This window comes from Pseudomonas sp. SWRI179 (genome assembly GCF_014268705.1).
Classification (GTDB): Bacteria; Pseudomonadota; Gammaproteobacteria; order Pseudomonadales; family Pseudomonadaceae; genus Aquipseudomonas; species Aquipseudomonas zanjanensis.
On record NZ_JABWRA010000021.1, the window covers coordinates 1 to 17799 of the forward strand.

At 58.6% G+C, this 17799-nt stretch carries 19 protein-coding genes; 11 read left to right on the plus strand and 8 right to left on the minus strand.

What is annotated here, in order from left to right:
- Nucleotides 1-115: 115 nt before the first annotated feature.
- Nucleotides 116-1483 (minus strand): DUF1329 domain-containing protein, encoded by a 1368-nt coding sequence (locus HU767_RS13930; protein WP_186729771.1) that lies wholly within the window; start codon nt 1481-1483, stop codon nt 116-118.
- Between the two features lie 22 nt (nt 1484-1505).
- A complete protein-coding gene (locus HU767_RS13935; protein ID WP_186729772.1) occupies nt 1506-3299 on the minus strand; it encodes a DUF1302 domain-containing protein in 1794 nt (597 codons plus the stop codon).
- Between the two features lie 657 nt (nt 3300-3956).
- On the opposite strand from HU767_RS13935, the gene HU767_RS13940 reads away from it, so the two are divergent.
- Nucleotides 3957-4721 (plus strand): N-acetylmuramoyl-L-alanine amidase, encoded by a 765-nt coding sequence (locus HU767_RS13940; RefSeq protein WP_186729773.1) that lies wholly within the window; start codon nt 3957-3959, stop codon nt 4719-4721.
- 42 nt (nt 4722-4763) lie between these two features.
- On the opposite strand, the gene HU767_RS13945 is transcribed toward HU767_RS13940, so the two are convergent.
- The 4 genes from HU767_RS13945 to HU767_RS13960 all read right to left on the minus strand — a co-directional run bounded on the left by HU767_RS13945 (nt 4764) and on the right by HU767_RS13960 (nt 8470).
- Nucleotides 4764-5675 (minus strand): SDR family oxidoreductase, encoded by a 912-nt coding sequence (locus HU767_RS13945; protein ID WP_186705057.1) that lies wholly within the window; start codon nt 5673-5675, stop codon nt 4764-4766.
- Between the two features lie 514 nt (nt 5676-6189).
- Nucleotides 6190-7092 (minus strand): alpha/beta hydrolase, encoded by a 903-nt coding sequence (locus HU767_RS13950; protein WP_186729774.1) that lies wholly within the window; start codon nt 7090-7092, stop codon nt 6190-6192.
- A complete protein-coding gene (locus HU767_RS13955) occupies nt 7092-7874 on the minus strand; it encodes a class II aldolase/adducin family protein (RefSeq protein ID WP_186729775.1) in 783 nt (260 codons plus the stop codon). Before HU767_RS13955 ends, HU767_RS13950 begins: the two co-directional genes overlap by 1 nt.
- Nucleotides 7875-8014: 140 nt before the next feature.
- The gene (locus HU767_RS13960; protein WP_186705054.1) at nt 8015-8470 is read right to left on the minus strand and encodes a flavodoxin; all 456 of its coding nucleotides are present in this window, start codon (nt 8468-8470) and stop codon (nt 8015-8017) included.
- Nucleotides 8471-8622: 152 nt separating this feature from the next.
- On the opposite strand from HU767_RS13960, the gene HU767_RS13965 reads away from it, so the two are divergent.
- Together HU767_RS13965 and HU767_RS13970 are read left to right on the plus strand one after the other, a co-directional pair.
- Entirely contained in the window at nt 8623-9096 is a 474-nt protein-coding gene (locus tag HU767_RS13965) for a PAS domain-containing protein (protein WP_186705194.1), read from the plus strand.
- 54 nt (nt 9097-9150) lie between these two features.
- Entirely contained in the window at nt 9151-9756 is a 606-nt protein-coding gene (locus HU767_RS13970) for a hypothetical protein (RefSeq protein ID WP_186729776.1), read from the plus strand.
- Between the two features lie 4 nt (nt 9757-9760).
- On the opposite strand, the gene HU767_RS13975 is transcribed toward HU767_RS13970, so the two are convergent.
- Nucleotides 9761-10720: a MerR family transcriptional regulator gene (locus HU767_RS13975; protein WP_186729777.1), complete on the minus strand. Its 960-nt coding sequence runs from the start codon at nt 10718-10720 to the stop codon at nt 9761-9763.
- Between the two features lie 220 nt (nt 10721-10940).
- Between HU767_RS13975 and HU767_RS13980 the strand changes: the two genes are divergently transcribed.
- The 8 genes from HU767_RS13980 to HU767_RS14015 all read left to right on the plus strand — a co-directional run bounded on the left by HU767_RS13980 (nt 10941) and on the right by HU767_RS14015 (nt 16652).
- Nucleotides 10941-11510, plus strand: a complete 570-nt coding sequence (locus HU767_RS13980) for an antibiotic biosynthesis monooxygenase (RefSeq protein WP_186705051.1) — start codon at nt 10941-10943, stop codon at nt 11508-11510.
- A 256-nt stretch (nt 11511-11766) separates the two neighbouring features.
- Entirely contained in the window at nt 11767-12477 is a 711-nt protein-coding gene (gene folM, locus HU767_RS13985; protein WP_186729778.1) for a dihydromonapterin reductase, read from the plus strand.
- Between the two features lie 20 nt (nt 12478-12497).
- Entirely contained in the window at nt 12498-13058 is a 561-nt protein-coding gene (folE, locus tag HU767_RS13990; RefSeq protein ID WP_186705049.1) for a GTP cyclohydrolase I FolE, read from the plus strand.
- Nucleotides 13059-13439 carry a dihydroneopterin triphosphate 2'-epimerase gene (folX, locus tag HU767_RS13995; protein ID WP_025211888.1) on the plus strand — a complete coding sequence of 127 codons (381 nt, stop codon included), beginning with the start codon at nt 13059-13061 and terminating at the stop codon, nt 13437-13439. It begins immediately after the preceding gene.
- Nucleotides 13440-13538: 99 nt separating this feature from the next.
- The gene (locus HU767_RS14000) at nt 13539-13835 is read left to right on the plus strand and encodes a DUF1244 domain-containing protein (protein WP_003205454.1); all 297 of its coding nucleotides are present in this window, start codon (nt 13539-13541) and stop codon (nt 13833-13835) included.
- Nucleotides 13828-14166, plus strand: coding sequence for a HopJ type III effector protein (locus tag HU767_RS14005; RefSeq protein WP_186729779.1), 339 nt, complete (start codon nt 13828-13830; stop codon nt 14164-14166). The genes HU767_RS14000 and HU767_RS14005 overlap by 8 nt, the downstream gene beginning before the upstream one ends.
- 312 nt (nt 14167-14478) lie before the next feature.
- The gene (locus HU767_RS14010) at nt 14479-15729 is read left to right on the plus strand and encodes an aspartate aminotransferase family protein (RefSeq protein WP_186729780.1); all 1251 of its coding nucleotides are present in this window, start codon (nt 14479-14481) and stop codon (nt 15727-15729) included.
- A gap of 242 nt (nt 15730-15971) precedes the next feature.
- Nucleotides 15972-16652 carry a GntR family transcriptional regulator gene (locus HU767_RS14015; protein WP_238349470.1) on the plus strand — a complete coding sequence of 227 codons (681 nt, stop codon included), beginning with the start codon at nt 15972-15974 and terminating at the stop codon, nt 16650-16652.
- On the opposite strand, the gene HU767_RS14020 is transcribed toward HU767_RS14015, so the two are convergent.
- A complete protein-coding gene (locus tag HU767_RS14020; RefSeq protein WP_186729781.1) occupies nt 16640-17716 on the minus strand; it encodes a D-alanine--D-alanine ligase family protein in 1077 nt (358 codons plus the stop codon). The two genes, HU767_RS14015 and HU767_RS14020, sit on opposite strands and share 13 nt — an antisense overlap.
- Nucleotides 17717-17799: the final 83 nt, after the last annotated feature.

The window sequence follows — 17799 nt, forward strand, 5'->3', positions numbered from 1 at the left end:
TGGAAACCAGGCGGCTCGATGTATCAGGTGCATCGAGTGGTCCTTTTTGAGGCTGCTGCGCAGCCTAGCGGGAGCAAGCTCCCTCGCCACGAGCCCTCATCACTCAGGAAAGGACTTACCGAACCCCGGTCGAACGCAACGCCGCCGGCGTGTAGTCGGCCGCCCTGGCCTCGAAGCCGTACTCGTAACTGTGCTTCTCTTCGTTCTTCATCCCCAGCGCGATGTAGCGGCCGGCGATGATGTCGTAGAGCGCTTCAAGGGTGTAGCCCGGGTTCTGATGGTCGTAATAGAACTGGGCATGACCTTCGGCCACCCGCCACAGTTGGCCGCGACCGTCAAAGTGATCCACCAGCGCCGCCTGCCAGCTGTCCTCGTCGATGTACATGTGGCGCTTGGCATAAATGTGCCGCTCGCTGGGCTTGACCGTCCCCACCACTTCCCAGACCCGGTGCAGCTCGTAGCGGGTCAGGTCTTGGTTGATGTGACCGGCCTTGACCACATCGTCGTACTTGAGGCTCGGCGAATCGAGTTTGTAGCTGTTGTATGGAATGTACATTTCCTTCTTGCCGATCAGCTTCCAGTCGTAGCGGTCCGGCGCCCCGGAAAACAGGTCGAAGTTGTCGGAGGTACGCAACCCGTCGGCGGCGGTACCCGGGCCGTCGTAGGCCACTTGCGGGGCGCGACGCACACGGCGCTGGCCGGCGTTGTAGATCCATGCCAGGCGCGGCTCCTTCACTTGGTCGAGGGTCTCATGCACCAGCAACACGTTACCGGCCAGGCGCGCCGGAGCGGTGACCGATTGCTTGAAATAGGTCAGCACGTTGCTGGCCTTTTCCGGGTCGGCGTCCTTGATCAGGAACGGCACGGCGATTTCTTCTTCGAAGCGGATCGGCGTGAAGCTGCCATTGGTCTGCGGCGTGACCTGGGTGATGACCCGGCGCAGGTTGCCACCGTGATAGCGGGTGACGTGGTTCCACAGCACTTCCACGCCGTTCTTGGGAATCGGGAAGGCGTAGTAGCGGTTGCCGGTAAAATTCGACAAGCCGTTACCGTCGTTGATGGACGTTACATTGAGGGCGCTGCGCTTGGCCGACTCGTAGATTTCCGGCGGCAGGCCGACACTGCGATGGGTCGGGTAGACCGGGATCTTGTAAGTCTCCGGGTAGCGCTTGAACATCGCGACCTGCCCTTCGGAGAGTTTGTCCTTGTACTTGTCCACAGTCGCGGCGGTGATAGTGAACAGTGGTTTTTCATTGGCGAACGGGTCGGCCAGAAAGCCCTTGCTGTCCACCGCCCCGGCGTTTTTCGGGATGCCGCCAGTCCAGGCCGGGATCGAGCCATCGGCATTGCCGGCTTTTTCCGCGCCCAACGGCGTAAGGCTGGTGCCCAGTTTGTTCGCTTCCTCCGGCGACACCGCCGCCATCACGTTCACGGCCAGCAGGCTCAAGGCCAGGGCACCGCATTGCAGGATCATCTTGCGCATTGGGTTTTCCTTGTCAGCCAGATCAGAAGTTCACGCCGAAGCTCAGCGCGAGGAAATCGCGGTCTTCGAGAACGTTGTAATCGCCGCCAAAAAAGTCGGTGTAGCTCAAGCTGGCGGTGTAGGTGTTGCGGTAATCGGCATCGACACCAACACTGACGGCCTTGGCGCCTTCGTTGAACAAACCATTGGGGCCATAGCCCGCCACGTCGTGGGACCAGGACAGGTTGGGCTTGAAGTTCACCCCGCCGATCACGTTGGAGTAATCGAGAATCGCCCGGGCGCGATAACCCCAGGACGTCGAAGTGACGAAACCGTCGGTGTCGCCCTGGAAGCCGTATTGGCCATAGACCGAATCCCGGCCATAACGCAGCGTGTCCTTGGACTCCAGGCCACCGACATGCACCACCGCCGCTTCGCCGACCAAGGTCAGGCGATCAGCGCCCAATACCTGATCGAAGAAATGCGTCAGGGTGCTCTGGACCTGGGTGATTTCCTTGCGGCGGTAACCGGTGTTGTCGGCGCCAGGCGAGGTGGCGATGGGCGATGCGGCGCCACCGGCAATCGGGTTGACCAGGGCCAGGGTCAGGTCGTTGGTATTGACCTGCACCGGCGCGTTGGGACGGTAGCTGACTTCCCCGGTCCAAGCGGTGCCGGTGGGCAGCGTCGTGGAGAAACTGGCGCCGTAGAGGCGGATGTCTTCCGGGTATTCAAGATAGTACCCACCGCGCCCCAGCATCACGCTCTGCGCCAGGCCCGCGCCGCTGCCGGGGGCCAGCCCGTTGGCAATCGCGACCATGCCCGGCAACGCCGCCAGCGTCGAGAGCCCCGCCGTGGTGGTGCCGACAGTAGGCGTACGGCTGTGGTAATTCATGAAGTACAGGCCGTACTCGGTGTCATCGCCAAGCCAGCGCAACGCCGTGCCCCACTGGCCGGAGTCCCGGGCGTCACGATCGCCGCCACGGGGAATGATCACCCCTTCGCTGGACACCTGGATCTCCTCGCCGAATGCCTGGGTCAAGGGCACGAACGGCGCAATCGCCGGGCTGCCTACGGTGTAGCCACTGGTGCAACCGTCAGCCACCACATCGTTGCCGAAGAACGTACCGCAGTTATCCACCACGGTCTGGTCCCACTCCAACTGGTAGAACCCTTCGATGGTGAGTTTGTCGGTCAGCCCCTGGGAGGCGAACAGCATGTTCACCGGAATCAGGCCTTCCTTGATCTCCGCACCGGGGCGACGGAACGCGGACACGTCCACCGGGTTGATGCTGTTGATGGAGTTGCCGATGAAAGTACTTTCCCCCCAACTGACCACCTGCTTGCCGGCGCGAACAGTGCCTGGCAAATCGGCGATGGAATAGTTGTGGTAGACGAAGGCATCAAGAATCTGCGCCCCCGAGGACTTGGCGCCCTCCTTGCGATTGCTGTCGCTGATGTCCTTGAACTCGCGGCCTTCATCCTTGAGCTCGAAGTCATACCAGTACTTGCCGCGCACGAACACACCGGTATCGCCATACTTGAGCTCGAGGTCGTGCAGGCCCTTGAAGATTTTGGAGAAGGTCTCGCCCTTCTTGAAATTCAGCCGTCCATCATCACCGGTGGAGGATTGGCCCGTACCACCATTGACCGTACCGACCAGGTCCTTGTCGGCATCGCGCATGCCCCAGCTCGCGCCCACGGACAGCGACGAATCGAACTGACCCTCGATCTCGCCAATGTTGAATGAAACGGCCTGCGCCTGGGCACAGCAACCCAAGGCCACCGCGACGGCCAGCGCCTGCGGCTTGAAGATGGCGCGCATTGTTATTGTTGTCATGCGTCTTCCCCGGTGAGTGACAGAGCCTTCACCCTACTGCCGGATGCCCTGGGCGATAAGCGCACCAAGGAGGTATTCACGCTGTACCTCCAAAGGATGACAGCCCTTGCACATCGGGCCTTTGAGGCGTGCATGGATGAATTGGATGATGGGTTATCAGCGCCGCGGATACCCCTGCCTCGCCGACGACTGTTACGCGCCCTGCAACGGTGCATGTCCGGATCCGGGCTGTTTCCCACCGGGCCCGATCCCTATGCTGGCCGGGCTTGCAGGGCAACGGGCCTGCAAACGCAAGTCGCCACGGCATCCCTCACGCCTGGCGCACCGTCATTCGGATGGATTGGCGCATCGGTCCATCATCCCGTGCTTATCGACGTTGGTTTGTAGCTCCTTTGCAACGTCACGCTTAGGCCGCTGTTTTTACAGCGGCCTTTTTTATGGAATTACTTCTTTTCGGATGATCTTTCCAGGCAGTTGTTTAGTTATCCCAAAATTGCTTCTATCTTCCTTATTTTTACGAACGACAATTCCTGATTATCTATAAGCCTGCTCCTACAAGAAAGCAGGAAAACCGCTACAAGCCAATAAAATATCCACTGATAGGCTGAAACCAGCCGCAGCAATCTGCTTCGGTTTCAATTCAGTGAGTTTTCTACGATGCTAATTAACTACAACACTTATCGTTCAAAAAAAGGCTATAACAGCCGCGTTCGTTTTTTAGTCTTCCATTACACCGCCGGCAACTTCGCATCGTCCATCAATGCGCTGACCGGCCCGTCGATCAGCGCCCATTACCTGATCCCCGACTTTAGCGACCCCACCTATCTGAAAGTAGGTTTCAAGATACCGCAGATTTTCAATCTGGTGGACGAAAGCCAGCGGGCCTGGCATGCGGGTGTGAGCAGTTGGGGGAACCGCAGCAACCTGAACGACAGCTCGATCGGCGTGGAGATTGTCAACCTGGCGACCGATAATCAGGGCCAGTTTACCTTCCCTCCCTATAAGGCTCAGCAAATCGAGGCGATCGAGTGCCTGGCGGCGGACATTCTCAAGCGCTACCCGGACATCAGCCCGGTCAACGTGGTGGCGCATTCGGATATCGCCGCCGGGCGAAAGAGTGATCCGGGGCCGATGTTCCCCTGGCATGCGTTGTATCTCAAGGGCATCGGTGCCTGGTTCGATGACACCACCCAAAAGACTTTCTTGCAGGCTTACCAAGCCAACGGTGTCCCCCCTCGCGAACAGTTGCTCGGCCTATTCAAGAAATATGGCTATGACACTTCGGCGGCCACGACCGGTGCAGGTTTCCAGCGCCTGGTAAGAGCATTTCAGTTGCACTTTCGCCCGGCCAAGTATGACGGTGTGATGGACGTCGAGACCGCCGCGAACCTGGCGGCCCTGGTGAAGAAGTATTTTCCCTGAACCGGTTACTGTGCTGACAGCAACCGGCGCGGGCTATAACTGTTAAATGGCGTGCCGTTGCAGATTCGCCATCATTTCCTTCAAGGCTTCCAGGTTGTCATTCGGGTGTACCGCATCCTGGAAATCGCAGATCTGCTGCCAATGGGCGGCGACGTCTTCGGGGGAAAAGCCTTTGCGTGGATCGAAGCCAGCGCCCAGGCTACGCTCCCAGCGCACCTTGCCCATCCAGCCGCCGCCCACTTCGAACAGGCCGGAGGTTTCCTGGCAAGTCTCACTGGCCAGGTAAACCACCAGCGGGCTGACGAGTTCAGGCTTGAGTTGCTCGAACACCTGCGGCGGGATCAGGCCTTCGGTCATGCGGGTGCCGCCGGTGGGGGCGATGGCATTGACCAGGATGTTGTTCTTGCGGCCTTCGATGGCCAGGGTTCGGGTCAAGCCATAGAGGCCAAGCTTGGCCATGCCGTAGTTGGATTGGCCGAAGTTGCCGTAGATGCCGGAGGTGGATGCGGTGAAGATCACCCGCCCGTAGTTTTGCTCACGCAGGTGCGGCCAAGCGGCCCGGGTCACCTTGTAGGCGCCCTCGACGTGGACGCGGTAGACCAGGTCCCAGTCGGCGTCGTCCATTTTGTGAAACGTCTTGTCCCGCAGGATCCCGGCATTGTTGACCACTACATCGACACGACCGAACGCGTCGAGCGCATTTTGGACCAGCTTGTCGCCGTCGGTTACCGAGTCATGGTTGGCCTCGGCGATGCCGCCCGCGTCACGAATTTCGGCAACCACCCGGTCCGCTGCCGAGGCATTGGCCCCTTCCCCTTGAGCCGAGCCGCCCAGGTCGTTGACCAGCACTTTCGCGCCTTGTCTGGCGAATAGCAGCGCGTGGGCGCGTCCCAGGCCACCGCCGGCTCCCGTGACGATCACGACTTTATCTTCGAAGCGCACAGACTCACTCATGGCAGAACTCCAGCAGGCGAATAGGACAATGGGCACGAGTGTCGGGCACCTGTCGACCGGTCACAATCAACACGGTTGCCAGTGAATGGTGGCCGATAAGGCGGGGGGATGATGCGGGCCCAAGCCCTGTGGGAGCGAGCCTGCTCGCGAAAGCGGTGTTTCAGTCAGGACAGATGTTGGATGTGCTGACGCCATCGCGAGCAGGCTCGCTCCCACACGGGACTTTTGTCGCCCACAAATTCTGTATTCAACCTCGATCTACTGTGGGAGCGGGCTTGCTCGCGAAAGCGGTTTTCCAGTCAGAATGGATGTTGAATGTGCTGACGCCTTCGCGAGCAAGCCCGCTCCCACACGGGACTTTTGTCGCCCACAAATTCTGTATTCAACCTCGATCTACTGTGGGAGCGGGCTTGCTCGCGATAGCGGTTTTCCAGTCAGAATGGATGTTGAATGTGCTGACGCCTTCGCGAGCAAGCCCGCTCCCACACAGGTTCGCTCCTACAATGTCAAGTCGTCAGGAACAGGCCATTTGCCTGTGCGGCACGGCGATGGCTTCGCGAAACGCCAGGTAATGCTTGAGCACCTGCACCGGGGCCTCGGTGTGCGGATAGTGGCCGATGTCGGGCAGCAACACCGTGTCCGGGTTGGGGATCAGGGCCTCGTAGCGCGCCACCATGTGCTCACCGGAAATCGGATCAACCGCGCCATCGATCACCCGCAACGGCACTTCGCCGCGTTGCATCGCCTGCACCCAGCGATCACGCTGCACACGGCGCTCGGGAATATAGGCGATGAGTTTGTGCATGATCCGCGGACCGCGATGGGCCTCCACCAGGCTCCAGAAGTCATCCAGTTCACTTTCGGTAGGGCCGGTCGAGGGCCCGAAAATCTGCCGAAAGCTGCTGGCCAGGCTTTCCCGGCAGAACATTCGCCCCAAGAGCCAGCCCAGGGGACTTAGCAGAACTTTCTGGGCCCATACCGGACGGTGGGTTTCAGGGAACAGACCGCCATTGAGAAAGACACAACTGGCGAGGTGGATGCGCGCGTCGTAGTGCCGCGCGAGCAGCTCCTGGGCCACGCTGTCGCCGTAATCGTGGGCCAGCAGATGCACCGCGCCCTTCACACTCAGGTGCGCCAGCAAGGCCTGTTGCAGATCGGCCTGCTCCAGCAGGCTATAGACGTGATCCGTCGGCTTGGCCGAGTCGCCGAAACCGAGCATGTCACATGCGATCACCCGGTAGCGTTGCGCCAAGGGTTGCCACAGGTAATGCCAATCCCAACTGGCGGTGGGGAAACCGTGGATCAACAGCAGCGGCTCGCCCTGCCCCGCCACCCAATAACGGATGGCATGGCCACGGAACATGAAGATCTGGCTGCGCTGGCGCCAGATACGCAGGGGGATCTGGGCCAGGGGCATCAGCTTCTATACCCGGTATCGTGTTGATCGAGCTTGCGCAGCAATGCCGGCCAGGCCAACGCACCACCCATGCCCTGGGCGCTTTTGGTCACGCCGGCGATCATCGCTCGGGCGCCGGCCAGAATCTGCGGCTCGATGGCGATCAATTCGGCCCCGCCGTTCTGGGCCAGGACCTGGATGTCACAGGCCCGTTGAAAGGTGAACATCATCAGGAAGGTATCGGCGATGGTGCCGCCGCATGTCAGCAAGCCATGGTTGTGCAGCATCAGGAAATTGCTGTCGCCCAGGTCGGCCTGCAGGCGCGCCTTTTCTTCGTGATTCAAGGCCACCCCTTCGTAGGCGTGATAGGCCAGGCTCGACAGCACGAACAGCGCTTGCTGGCTGATCGGCAACACTCCTTGCTTCTGGGCCGATACCGCAACGCCGGCGGCGGTGTGGGTGTGCAACACACAGGCGACATCATGGCGCACCTCATGCACCGCGCTGTGGATGGTGTAGCCGGCCGGGTTGATGTCGTAGGGGCTGTCCATCAACTTGTTGCCAGCCTGGTCGACCTTGACCAGGCTCGAAGCGGTGACTTCATGGAACATCAACCCGAAGGGGTTGATCAGGAAATCCTCGGTGCCGGGGACCTTCGCGGAGATATGGGTGAAGATCAGGTCATCCCAGCCATGCAGCGCGACAAGCCGATAACAGGCGGCCAGGTCCACCCGGGTTTGCCATTCGGCGGCACTGACCTGTTCCTTGATACTGAGTGTCGTTTGGACGGGCGCTACGCTCACGGCTCTGACCTCTGGTTTCTAGTTATAGGAGTCTCGTCATCAAAACGTCTTACGCAAGAAAATCAGTCTAGTCAGGTCTTTCAGAGGCGGTAGTTGCATTGGCAGCCAGCTTACTGGCCAAACGAGTCACCGGATTCGCTTCAGGGGCGCAACTTTTCGATCAATTCGGCAAGCCACGGCTCGGCATCGGTTTCCGGGGTGACGCTTTCGCTGGCATCCAGGCGCAGCATCGGCAACACCTCGCGCACGCCCAGTTCGGCGAACAACTCGCCCATCTGCTCGCCGCCGGCGCAGAAGGTGTCCCCATAGCTGGCGTCACCCAGGCCGATCACCGCGCCAGGCAAGCCGCGAAAGGACCCTGGCAATTGGTCGCGGATGATCGAATACAACGGCATCAAACTGTCTGGCAACTCACCCATGCCGGTCGTGGACGTCACCGCCAGCAAGGCCTCTGGCGCGAACGCCTGCACATCCGTCAACGTCGCGCGAGGGTCGTGCCAGGCGTCGAAGCCCGCGTCGCGAAGCAGTTTGGCGGCGTGCCGGGCGACTTCTTCGGCGGTGCCATACACTGAGCCGGAAAGAATGGCGACTTTCATCGATCTGATCCTGAACCTGAAAAAAGAGCCGGGATAGTAACAGCTGCACCTGCCGGGCTGCGAATGGCTCTCAACGGCATTGATGGCCAGTGGACAGCCTGTCGATTTCTTTTAAAATGTTGCATCAAGGAATGTTCAAAGGGCGCTTTCCAATGATCAACGCTCAACTGATGCAACTGGTCATCGATGCTTCGAACGACGGGATTGTCATCGCTGAAAAAGAAGGCGAAGACAACATCCTGATCTACGTGAACCCAGCCTTCGAACGATTGACCGGCTATCACCGCGACGAAATCCTCTATCAGGATTGCCGCTTCCTGCAGTCGGGTGATCGGGACCAACCTTCCCTGGAGCCCATTCGCAAGGCCTTGAGAGAGGGAGGTACCTGTCGCGAGGTGTTGCGCAACTACCGCAAGGACGGCACGCCGTTCTGGAATGAATTGTCACTGTCCACGGTGAAAAATTCGGCTGACGGGCACACCTATTTCATTGGTGTGCAAAAAAACGTCACGACTGAAGTCAAGGCTCAACAACGCGTCATCCAGCTGGAAAAGGAGCTGGCCGAAGCCCGGGAAACGATTGCACGGCTAGAAGCGACGAACGGTGCAAACAAAACCCCGAATTAATGGTCAGTCACTACAATCACCAGTGAATATGTAAATTATCATTTCGAGCCGACCATGCAGCGCGATGCCCTTCTGACGCAGGATGAACTGGATTTCATCCGGACCATGCAACACAACCCGCAGTTGAATGAGCGGGATGTCACGTCGAGCTTGCTGGTCAACGGTGGGTCGCAGATCCGTGACTTGCTGACGCGCCTGGCAGCGAATGAGCAGGTGACGCTGCAAGCCAATTTCGAAAACCAGCAAATGACCTTTCCGCTGCACCTGGTGGAAGACGAATTCCATGCGATGCACCTGCGCCTGGGTGTGCCAAGCATCTACGAGGACGGACCGAAGATCCGCCCGTGGCGCCTGGTGCTAGACGAGCCGGTGGCGCTGGAGAATATCAAGGGCCAGCCGGGACCGCTGTGGGTCCATGAAGTGTCCTGCAAGGGTGTATTGCTGGAAAACCGCAGCCGCACCAAGCCACCCAAGCAATTTGCCTTGTGGTTCAGCCCGTCAGGCTACGAGAGGATTTCATTGCGTGGTTCCTTCGAACGGGAAACCGATCGAGGTTTGTTGGCCTATCACTTGAACCAGAACGACCAGGACGAGACCGAACGCCTGCGCCAGTACATCCTGCAGCAACATCGCCTCACCCATCCCACCATGCATCTCTAGTCACTCAGGTGTCGAGGTTGCCTGCCAGAAATTGACGCAGGCGCTGGCGCATCACCGTTCCTTCGTTACCCAGGCAAGCGACTGACGAGCCCGCCAGGCTTTCCTGCGCCAGGTCGGATGCATCACCGGCCAACATCAACGGACAATCCAGGCTCATCGCCAATTTTTCCAGGCGCTTGGGCAATTCCGGGACCGGCGCATGATTGGAAACCAGCACCAATGCCAGCGGCTTGATCTTCTGGCACACCAAGGTCAGCTCGTTGAATGGCAGGCCGATCGACAGCGCCCTGACGCCCACATCCGCCTTGGACAGGAACAGCGCCGTGACCAGCAACTCCAGCTCACGGCATTGGCCGGCGATGGCACAGACCAAGACACGTGGCACTCCACTTTCGCGCTTGAGCAAAAGCCGCTGGACGATGCGCGAACGCAGGAAACCATCGAAAAACACCCACTCACTGATTTGCCCGAACTCCGGCTGGCGACACAGCATTTGTCGCCAAAGCGGCATCAGGATGTCCTGGAAGATGACCGGCACGCTGTAGGTGGAAAAAATTTGCCCATAAACGTGGTCGAGTTCCACATCGTCAAAGTTGGCGACCGCAGCCATCACCTGTTGCTGCCACTGGGCGTAATCGGCCTTGACCAGATCCGATGAAATAAGCGTGGAGACCGGTTGCACCGACTCGGTCTTCGCCAAAATCTTTCCCACTTTGCTTACGGCTACCCCGCGGTCTATCCACGCCAGGATGCCGCGCACCTTTTCGATATCACTCAAAGAGTACAGGCGATGCCCACTTTCGGTGCGAGTGGGTTGGATTAAACCGTAGCGCCGCTCCCATGCGCGCAGGGTAACGGGATTCACGCCGGTCATGCGCGCAACTTCGCGAATGGGAAACAGCTCTTCCCGCCTCAAGGCACCCGATGCCTGGAAGACAAAGCTATCTTCGGTGATCACGCTCATGTTGGCAGGCAATCCGACTGGCAATTTGGATCCCAGTTTACTCCTCCCGAGACGGTCGATGACAAGAACAAAACGCACTTTATGTGCGATTTTGTTGTTTTGTGCGCAATTTGGAATAATCCTTGCGTGTTTTATGGCGACCAGACGCTACCCACCATCCCGGGGCGTCTCCCGCGAATCTCCTACCCGGAGTACTGCGCCTGTCTTACGGAGATACATAATGTCTACCTCACCCGTCACCCTGATGGTGGCCCGCCGCGTCGCCAACGGGCGCTATGAAGATTTGATTGCCTGGTTGCGCGAAGGCGAACAACTGGCCACCGACTTTCCCGGCTACCTGGGTTCCGGCGTGCTCGCGCCACCGCCCCAGGACGATGAATTCCAGATCATCTTCCGGTTTGCCGACGAACAGACCCTGCATGCCTGGGAACACTCCGCCTCACGCACGACCTGGCTGGGACGGGGCAGTGATCTGTTCGCCCATCCATCCGAACACCGTGTGCGTGGCATCGATGGCTGGTTCGGCGCGGTCGGCCAGCGTCCGCCTCGCTGGAAACAGGCCGTGGCCATCTGGCTCGCGTTCTTTCCCGTGTCGCTGTTGTTCAACTTCCTGTTGGGGCCGCTGCTGGGCGAACTGGGACTGCTGAACCGCGTGCTGATCAGCACACTCATCCTGACACCGCTGATGGTTTACCTGTTTATCCCGATGTCGACCCATTTGCTGGCGAACTGGCTCAACGGCGCGCCGCAGCGGGCATTGCCGACCAAGCCTTTCACACAGAATCAGTGACTTCAGTGGTTTAACCGGATACCGCCTTCGCGAGCAAGCCCGCTCCCACAGTAGATTGTGTCATACACAGCATTTGTGCTCGACGGTGGTCCTCTGTGGGAGCGGGCTTGCTCGCGAAGGCGGTGTATCTGTTAACGCTGATGTCCGCTGACACCCCCTCTTCGCAAACTCATCGGCTCGCCACTGCCACAGATTCGCCTGCCGCAATCTTGCGTCGCTGTTATAGTTTTGCTCCTACCGTGAACCGAGCCGTCCCATGTCCAGCGCCACCGCTCCTATCCTGATCACTGGTGCAGCCCAGCGCGTCGGCCTGCACTGCGCCCGACGCTTGCTGGAGGACGGGCACCCGGTGATCGCGACCTATCGCACCGAACGCCCCGGCGTGCAGGCGTTGCGCGACTTGGGTGCGATCGTGCTGTTCGCCGACTTCGCCAGCGAAACGGGGATTCTTGCCTTTATCGAACAACTCAAGCAGCACACCGACCAACTGCGGGCCATCGTGCACAACGCCTCGGCCTGGATGACCGAGGCGCCTGGCAACGAAGCGACGGCCTTCAGCGCCATGTTCGGCGTGCACATGCTCGCGCCTTACCTGATCAACCTGCATGGCGCCGAACTGCTGCGGCGTTCAACGCCCGCGGATATCGTGCACATCAGCGATGACGTGACTCGCAAGGGCAGCGCCCGGCATATCGCCTATTGCGCCACCAAGGCCGGCCTGGAAAGCCTGACCCTGTCGTTCGCGGCGAAGTTCGCCCCCGCGATCAAGGTCAACGGCATCGCCCCGGCCCTGCTACTGTTCAACCCCGAAGACGACGCGGCTTACCGCGCCAAGGCCCTGGCCAAGTCCGCGCTGGGTATCGAACCTGGCAGCGAAGTGATCTACCAGAGCCTGCGTTATCTGCTGGACAACCCCTATGTCACCGGCACGACCCTGACCGTCAACGGCGGGCGGCACGTCAAATAGCCTTGTTTCGAGGATGCACCATGACGCTATCCCTGCCCCAGCACTACCGCGAGATCCTCATCGGCCTGGGGGAGAACCCCGAGCGCGAGGGTTTGCTCGATACCCCGGTGCGTGCCGCCAAGGCCATGCAGTACCTTTGCCATGGCTATGAACAAAGCGTCGAGCAAATCGTCAACGGCGCGCTGTTCGCCTCTGACAGCGATGAAATGGTGATCGTCGCCGACATCGAACTCTATTCACTCTGCGAACATCACCTGTTGCCCTTCATCGGCAAGGCCCATGTGGCTTATATTCCTACCGGCAAGGTCTTGGGGCTGTCAAAGATCGCCCGGTTGGTGGACATGTTCGCCCGCCGCCTGCAAATCCAGGAGAACCTGACCCGGCAAATCGCCGACGCGGTGCAGCAGGTCACCCAGGCCGCCGGCGTGGCGGTGGTGATCGAGGCCCAGCACATGTGCATGATGATGCGCGGTGTCGAAAAACAGAACTCGACCATGAACACCTCGGTGATGCTCGGCGCCTTTCGCGATTCCAGCACCACGCGCCAGGAGTTCCTGCAATTGATTCGACGGAGCAAGTAAATGCCACAACTTCAGCCAGCCATGGCACGTATCAAGGTCAAGGACCTGCGCCTGCGCACCTTCATCGGCATCAACGAGGATGAAATCCTCAACAAGCAGGATGTGTTGATCAACCTGACCATCCTCTACGCAGCCCAAGAAGCGGTGCGCGACAACGACATCGACCACGCGCTGAACTACCGCACTATCACCAAGGCGATCATCGCCCACGTGGAAGGCAACCGCTTCGCCCTGCTCGAACGCCTCACCCAGGAACTGCTCGATCTGGTCATGGCCAATGAGTCGGTGCTGTACGCCGAAGTCGAAGTGGACAAGCCGCACGCCTTGCGCTTCGCCGAGTCCGTATCGATTACGCTCGCGGCAAGTCGGGCTACTTCGTAGCAGCTGCAAGCCTCAAGCTGTAAGCTTCAAGCCTGACCACCGCAAATCCACTCTTGCAGCTTGAAGCTTGCCCCTTGAAGCTGCCTCGCAGAGACCCCCATGAACGACCAACAACGCCTCGAACTCGAAGCCGCCGCTTTCCGTCGGCTGGTTGCCCACCTGGACAGCCGCAAGGATGTGCAGAACATCGACCTGATGAACCTCGCCGGCTTCTGCCGCAACTGCCTGTCCAAGTGGTACAAGGCCGCCGCCGATGAACGCCAGGTCGAGGTCAGCCTCGACGACGCCCGCGAAGTGGTCTACGGCATGCCGTACGCCGAGTGGAAAGCCCAATACCAGAAAGAAGCCAGCGCCGAACAACAGGCGGCGTTCGCCAAAGGAAAACCCGATGCTTGATCTTGCGACCCTGCGTGCCCACCTCAAGAGCGGCGAACATGCCTTCGCCGACACCCTGGCCTTTATCGCCGCCGGCTACGACTACCAGCCCCAGGCTTTCAACAACGGCGGCGTGCAAAACGCCGCCGGGCAGAACGAAGGCTCGTGCAAGACCCTGGGCCTGGCGCTGCTCGAAGGCTTGAGCGATGAAGAAGCACTGCTGGCGTTTGGCGAACATTACCGTTCGGTGCTGTCCACGCCCGAAGGCAGCGATCACGGCAATATCCGCGCGTTGATGGTCCATGGCCTGGCGGGTGTGCAATTCGAGGCACCACCGCTGCAGCGGCGCTGATCCACAATCGACCTCTATGTCGAAACCCGCTTTTGTGGCGAGGGAGCTTGCTCCCGCTTGACCGGGCTGGCGCTCCAGTGCGCAGCACTCACAAAAGTAGCTGCGCCGCGATCCAAGGCCAGCGCTTCGCACTGGAGCGGGAGCAAGCTCCCTCGCCACAAAAGCTTCGTCGCCACGCAAACAGTGCTCGCAAGATCGCATCTGCTCACATCCCAACTTTTAAGATTGACCCGGCAACTTTATTTCGTTTGCCGGGCCCCTCTGCTCGCGGCTTAGATAACGGAAATTTCTCCTTCGTCCGGGCCGTCCTCCATGAGCAGCGAAACCATCAGCCAATCGATCTCTATCGTGCATCCCGTCAGCCTCAGCCACGGCAAGAATGCCGAGGTCTGGGACACCGACGGCAGACGCTACATCGATTTCGTCGGCGGCATCGGTGTGTTGAACCTGGGCCATTGCCATCCGCGCATCGTCGAGGCGATCCGCGAACAGGCCACCCGACTGACTCACTACGCCTTCAACGCCGCGCCTCACGCGCCCTACATTGAGTTGATGGAACGTCTGGCGGCGTTCATTCCGCTGGGCTATCCCGTCAGCGGCATGCTCACCAACAGCGGCGCCGAAGCGGCGGAGAATGCCTTGAAGATCGTGCGCGGCGCCACGGGCCGCACCGCCGTGATCGCGTTTGACGGCGCCTTTCACGGCCGCACCCTGGCGACCCTCAACCTCAACGGCAAGGTCGCGCCCTACAAACAGAAAGTTGGCGTACTGCCCGGGCCGGTGTATCACCTGCCGTACCCCAGCCAGGACAACGGCATTACCTGCGATGAGGCTTTGAAGGCCATGGAGCGGCTGTTCAGCGTCGAGATCGACGTGAATGACGTGGCCTGTTTCATTGTCGAGCCGGTGCAGGGCGAAGCCGGCTTCCTGGCGATGGACGTGCCCTTCGCCCAGCTCCTGCGGCGGTTCTGCGACGACAAGGGCATTGTTCTGATCGTCGATGAGATCCAGTCCGGCTTCGGCCGCACCGGCCAGCGCTTTGCCTTCCCCCGGTTGGGCATCGAGCCAGACCTGGTGCTGCTGGGCAAAAGCATTGCCGGTGGCGTGCCCCTGGGAGCAGTGGTGGGATGCAAGGCGCTGCTGGACAACCTGCCCAAGGGTGGCTTGGGCGGCACCTACTCGGGCAACCCCATTGCCTGCGCCGCCGCACTGGCGACCCTGGACGAAATGACCGACGCCAACCTGAACGCCTGGGGTGCACAACAGGAAGAGGCGATCGTCAGCCGCTACGAATCCTGGCGCCGTCGCGGGCTGACGCCCTATCTCGGCCGCCTGACCGGCGTCGGCGCAATGCGCGGCATCGAACTGAGCCACGCCGATGGCACTCCAGCCTCGGCGCAACTGACGCAACTGCTGGCCCTGGCGCGGGAAGCGGGCCTGCTGCTGATGCCCAGCGGCAAATCGCGGCACATCATCCGGCTGCTGGCGCCGTTGACGACCGAACCGGCGGTGCTGGAAGAGGGTTTGGATATTTTGGAGGCGTGCCTGGCGCAGTTGGCCTGACAATCAAAACGTTGAGATTTGAAGCGATGGCTAATTAAGAAATTTCGCCGCGAGTAGGCGAATTTATAATTTTTCAGTAATTGCCGTAACCTTCGAAACTTATTTCATAGATCGCAAATGGTCGCATGTATGCAGGCTCTTTGTGTCTCTTATGAAGGCCCACCGAGGCATTTAAAATTTGAGCCCTGTAGGAAAAATCTGATACCTTAATAGCCTTTCGTACAGCTGATTCGGAGGTCCTGTTGACTGGCTCACTTGATAGTTTTGTTGTTCCAGACAAGCATCGCTACAAGACCGCAATGTCTTACGTGGTAGACGTGCTGCGACAGGGCATCTTAACGGGTGCTATCGCCGAAGGTACCCCGTTACGGCAGGACGATCTGGCAGCTAAATTTGGCCTCAGCCGGATGCCGATACGAGATGCAATTCGACAGTTGGAAGCTGAAGGACTAGTCGTCTATGAGCCCCACAAGGGGGCTACCGTTGCAACGATGACCATTGATGACATCATCGAAATTTACGACATGCGCATTATGGCCGAATGCACCGCGCTGAAGCTCGCATTTGGGAGTATTAAAGAAGAGCGAATTGCCGAGCTTAACAGTATTATCCAAGACATGGAGTCGGCTGATCTTGATCAGCTCAAGGCTTTGAACCAACAATTTTTTGCTGTGCTATTTCAGCCAGTTCAACGTCCAAGGCTCCAATCCTTAATAAAATCCCTCCAAGATTCGGTTGAGCGTTATTTACAATTTATCTTAATAGACCCTGATCATCAGACACAGTCTGTACGGGAATATAAAATGCTCACTGAAGCCTGCGCGGCAGGTGATCAGATCGGGGCTGTAAAAAGTCTAAAGAGCCATATTTCCAACTCCCAAAAGACAGTCGTATCTTTTTTAAAGTCACGTCAAAAACCCTGACCATAATGAAAAACAGAGCGGGCGGGCCCTACTGCGCCGTCCAAGATCTTCTCTATTAAACCAGTTAGGGAATAGCCGGAGTGGCCAAACATCTGCGGATACATACTTACATCCGTAAATCCAGGAAGACTATTAGCTTCATTGAGAATTATCTCCTCATCTTCGGTTAAAAAAAAGTCGATTCTTGCGAAAGAGCTGAGACCGAGACACTTGAAAGCACGTTTCGAGAGCGCCTGGATACTCATTTTAGTTTTCTCACTTAACACAGCGGGTATACACAATCGCGCCCCATTTTTATCTGCATATTTGGCGACGTAATCATAATAGATGTGTGGACCGAGGGGAATTATTTCGCCTGGTTCCGAAGCAATCAACTTGCCATCAACTTGAAGAATACCGCATTCGATCTCTCGACCGCGTATCTCAGTTTCCAAAAGAACTTTATCATCAAGACTTGCCGCTTCTGCGAAGGCAAGTTCATATTCATCTGCATTGATAATACGTTGGACTCCGATGGACGACCCCTGCGATGCAGGCTTGACATATATGCTACCGCCTAATTTGGCAACAACCTCATCCCATGGCGGCATCCGCTGCACACATGCAATGTAAGGAGTAATGGCGATACCCTCGGCTCTCAATAACCGCTTGGTAATATCTTTGTCCATCGCGATAGCAGATCCCAACGTAGACGATCCAACACACCGCAAATTCGACATAGCAGCCAAGCCCTGTATCGTCCCATCCTCACCCCACGGGCCGTGCAAGGCGGGAAATAACAAATCGAGCTTGACCTCGCACACCTCACCCGAGCGCGTGTCCTCGTAAAATATTATGGGATACCCAAGCCTAATTGAAACGACAGGTGCCGAACCGTCCACAGCCCTCGGAAAAGAATCAGAGACGTTGTGATAACGCCAGATTCCCGACCTGTCTATGCCGATGCAATGCACCTCGCAACCAAGCTCCAATAACGCTCCATAGATCCTCTTCGCGGATAACAACGATACGTCATGCTCAGGGCTTCTGCCCCCAAACACCAGTCCTAGAGCCATTGCAGCCATAACAGATCCTCCGTGGTTTATTGGCCATTGTATCCAATATCCATTTCATGACAACATCCCCTGATTGGTTCCGAGGCTATGAG